General features: G+C 60.5%; 5 protein-coding genes and 1 tRNA gene. 3 read left to right on the forward strand and 3 right to left on the reverse strand.

Annotated elements, in window-relative coordinates; translation table 11 throughout:
• Positions 1-131 precede the first annotated feature (131 nt).
• A complete protein-coding gene (locus EOA27_RS28015; RefSeq protein ID WP_042639392.1) occupies positions 132-1,025 on the reverse strand; it encodes an N-formylglutamate amidohydrolase in 894 nt (297 codons plus the stop codon).
• Between the two features lie 213 nt (positions 1,026-1,238).
• On the opposite strand from EOA27_RS28015, the gene EOA27_RS28020 reads away from it, so the two are divergent.
• The 3 genes from EOA27_RS28020 to EOA27_RS28030 all read left to right on the forward strand — a co-directional run bounded on the left by EOA27_RS28020 (position 1,239) and on the right by EOA27_RS28030 (position 2,672).
• The gene (locus EOA27_RS28020) at positions 1,239-1,601 is read left to right on the forward strand and encodes a response regulator (RefSeq protein ID WP_006199474.1); all 363 of its coding nucleotides are present in this window, start codon (positions 1,239-1,241) and stop codon (positions 1,599-1,601) included.
• A 127-nt stretch (positions 1,602-1,728) separates the two neighbouring features.
• A tRNA-Val gene (locus EOA27_RS28025) sits at positions 1,729-1,803 on the forward strand.
• Between the two features lie 227 nt (positions 1,804-2,030).
• Positions 2,031-2,672, forward strand: a complete 642-nt coding sequence (locus tag EOA27_RS28030; protein ID WP_189343082.1) for an outer membrane protein — start codon at positions 2,031-2,033, stop codon at positions 2,670-2,672.
• Between the two features lie 102 nt (positions 2,673-2,774).
• On the opposite strand, the gene EOA27_RS28035 is transcribed toward EOA27_RS28030, so the two are convergent.
• Together EOA27_RS28035 and EOA27_RS28040 are read right to left on the reverse strand one after the other, a co-directional pair.
• Entirely contained in the window at positions 2,775-3,068 is a 294-nt protein-coding gene (locus EOA27_RS28035; protein WP_126081454.1) for a DUF1330 domain-containing protein, read from the reverse strand.
• A gap of 29 nt (positions 3,069-3,097) precedes the next feature.
• A partial coding sequence (locus EOA27_RS28040; RefSeq protein WP_127257770.1) for an SDR family oxidoreductase occupies positions 3,098-3,462 on the reverse strand: 365 nt, incomplete at its 5' end.

Here is a 3,462-nt window from a genome sequence, read left to right on the forward strand (position 1 = left end):
CCTTGGGCGTTTCCTCCCTAGACTTCGACCGTGTCGTGAAAACGATGCGGTCTTTTTTTCGAGCAATTCCAGGAAAAGCGTGACGCGGTTTTCCATCCGGAATTGCGTTTATCAAGAACTCGGGCGCGCCGTCATTCGGCCGCGAGCGGCAAATCGACGAAATGATGATCGGGCATCGACATCAGATCGGCCGAGAAGCGGGTCAGGTCGCAAGCCAAGGCATCGAAGCCGGCCGACTTCTGGAACGTCCGCTCGTCCATGTAAAGCCCGCGATTGACCTCGATTTGCAGCGCATGCAGATGCCGCGCCGGTCGGCCGTAATGCTCGGTGATGAAGCCGCCGGCATAGGGCTTGTTGTGCGCGACCGTGTAGCCCATGCCGACAAGCAGGCTGATCGCCATCTCAGTGAGCGCCGGCGAGGCCGAGATGCCGAACCGGTCGCCGATGATGAAGTCGGGCCGAACGCCATTGTCGCCGACGCGGATCGAGGCCGGCATCGAATGGCAGTCGATAAGCACGGCATAGCCGAACCTGGCATGCGTCCTGGTCAAAAGCCGCTTCAGCGTCTCGTGGTAAGGTTTGTACACCGCTTCGATGCGCGCGACGGCCTCGGACAAAGGCAGCCGGCCGGGATAGATGTCGAGCCCCTCGCCGACCAGTTTCGGCACGGTGCCCAGCCCGCCGGCGACACGCGCCGAACGGATATTGCAGAAGGACGGCACCGGCTCCGCGAACATGCGCGGATCGAGTTCCCAAGGCTCGCGGTTGACGTCGAGATAAGCGCGCGGAAAGTTCGCCGCCAGCAGCGGCGCGCCGAGCGGCACGGCGCCGCCGAACAGCTCCTCGACATAGCAGTCCTCCGACCGGCGGATGGCGTTGCGGTCGAGCCGCGCCATGGCCAGGAACCGCTCCGGATAGTGGCGGCCGCTATGCGGCGAGTTGAACAGGAAAGGGACGCGCTGCTCGGCGCCCGATCGGATTTCGAAGGGTGGAACGACCGAAAAATCCTCGGCTGCCGTCTTCAATTTTTATGAACCAGGATGAAGCACTGCGTCATGACGCAAAACTTGCCACCTTGCGTGCGGCATGTCCAGCATTTCAGGCGGCAAAACCGCGCCGCGAACCACATCTGGCATGCCCTTCATTCACTTGATGTTTACCGGCTCCATCTCATATACAGGATGGTTAACGGCCTAGCCCGGCGGCAGGCTTGGGGCGGGTGATTCGGACGGGACATGATGGCACGCATTCTGCTGGCGGAAGACGATGACGATATGCGCCGCTTCCTCGTCAAGGCGCTGGAACGCGCCGGCTACCAGGTAAGCGATTTCGACAATGGCGCCAGCGCCTATGAGCGGCTGCGCGAGGAGCCTTTCTCGCTGCTGCTGACCGACATCGTCATGCCGGAGATGGACGGCATCGAGCTTGCCCGCCGCGCCACCGAGATCGATCCCGACCTCAAGGTGATGTTCATCACCGGCTTCGCTGCCGTCGCGCTCAATCCCGATTCCAAGGCCCCCAAGGACGCCAAGGTGCTGTCGAAGCCCTTCCACCTGCGCGATCTCGTTAACGAGGTCGAGAAGATGCTGCAGGCCGCCTGAGCCGCCTCCAGCCCGGATCGGGCCCTGCATCGGCAGGCGCTTCGCCGATGCGACAAACGGAAGCCGTCTTTCCACATTCCCGCTATTGACGTGCCGGATCAAAAGTGGTGTATGCGCGGCGTCGGATGGGCGTGTAGCTCAGCGGGAGAGCACTGCATTGACATTGCAGGGGTCACAAGTTCAATCCTTGTCACGCCCACCATCCTTTCAATAACTTAGCCGTCTCCGCCACTTTCTGGCACAGGAACCCCGTTTTTCGTTGCGTCCGACGCTCACGGTGTCGGAAGCAATCTCTCGGGACGCATCCACCAGCGCCACTGTTGCCGCTGTGTTACAGCGCACCCCTGAAACCCGTGCTATCAACCCATGGATGCAATGGCGGACCGGAGCGATAGGCGGGTTATGAGGACGGCTCTACTCACATCGGCAATGCTTGTTGGGTTTTGTTCGTCAGCCTTTGCCGCCGACGCATTGTCAGTCGAGCCCTCGTCCTACAATTGGACAGGCGCGTATATTGGCGCAGTGGCCGGGGTCAATTTTCTCAAGGGTGATGTGAGGATTCCCAATGATGATCCCAGCGGATATGATGGCGACAGCACATCGGCATCGATTGGCGGCCAAGTAGGCTACCAGTACCAGTTCGACAACAATTTCGTTGTTGGAGCGGAGGCCCGTCTGGTTGCCGTGTTCAACAAGAAGACCGTGCCGACGATCGACAGTGAAACATTCGAGACCGCTGCCGATTGGCAGGGCGATATCGTCGCCAAGGCCGGATACGCGATGGGCAATTTTCTCCCCTATGTTAAGGGCGGCGTGGCCTTCCTGCACCTGCACGATACCGGATATAGCGTTCTCGGTTTTGGAGATACGAAGTTTGACCGGACTTATACCGGCTGGACGATCGGTGTTGGCGCAGATTACGCGCTCAATGACAAATGGGTTGTCGGCCTTGATTACGCCTACGCGCATTTCTCGGATCATAATTTCGAAGACGACAGCGTGTTGGTTGGCCCAACATTCGTCAAGCCTAGCACCCATACGGTTTCGCTGAGCCTGAACTACCGCTTTTGACCTCACGTGAATCGTTGCGGGCCGCCCATCGGTCGGCATGGCTTTTTTGCCTCAGTGGGAAAAATTCTCTCGCCTGAGCAGCCCGTCGGCCCATCCGCTTTTCTACCCCAGATCCCCTTCGAACATCACCAGCGTACGATTCGACGCCTTCAGCGCGAAGCGCATGGCTTCCTCATAGGCCGGGTCGGCGTAGCAGGCCTTGGCAATGTCCAGCGACGGAAATTCCACAAGCACCATGCGCTTGGCGTCACGCGCCTCGACGAGCAGCGGCGGCTGCTTTGTCGTGTTGGTGCGTGCCTGGTATTTTTCGCCGATCGGCTTCCAGAGCCGGGCATATTCGGCCTGCGCTTCCTGGTCCGAAATCTCGGTTCCGACGATGAGCCAGTATCCCTTCACGCCGACGCGCCCCCTTGCCGATTGCGGTCCTACACCATGAACTCGCCGCCGTTGACGTGCAACAAATGTCCGGTGACGAACTTGCCCATGTCCGATGCGAGATAGAGGCAGGCATTGGCGACGTCCTCGGCGGTCCCCAACGTCCTGAGCGGCACCGTGGCTCTCACATGCTCGTAGGTCTTCTCAAGATCGGGATACCACGCCGCGTTTCGGTCGGTGTCCAGCCATCCAGGCGCGATGCTGTTGGCGGTCACCCCGTCCGGCCCACATTCCAGAGCCACGGCCTTCGCCAGGCCGTGCATGCCGTGCTTCGCGGCGACCACATGCGCCCTGTTTGCCAGCGGGAAAAGGGCGTCCGTGCCCGCCATGTAAAGCAGGCGGCCATACTTCCTCC

This window comes from Mesorhizobium sp. M2A.F.Ca.ET.037.01.1.1, from assembly GCF_003998075.1.
In the GTDB taxonomy this organism is placed as follows: Bacteria; Pseudomonadota; Alphaproteobacteria; order Rhizobiales; family Rhizobiaceae; genus Mesorhizobium.

Bases quoted from the DNA above. Each gene is read 5' to 3' on its own strand.
- EOA27_RS28020 (WP_006199474.1), top strand. From the start codon at position 1,239: ATGGCACGCATTCTGCTGGCGGAAGACGATGACGATATGCGCCGCTTC.
- EOA27_RS28030 (WP_189343082.1), top strand. From the start codon at position 2,031: ATGCTTGTTGGGTTTTGTTCGTCAGCCTTTGCCGCCGACGCATTGTCA.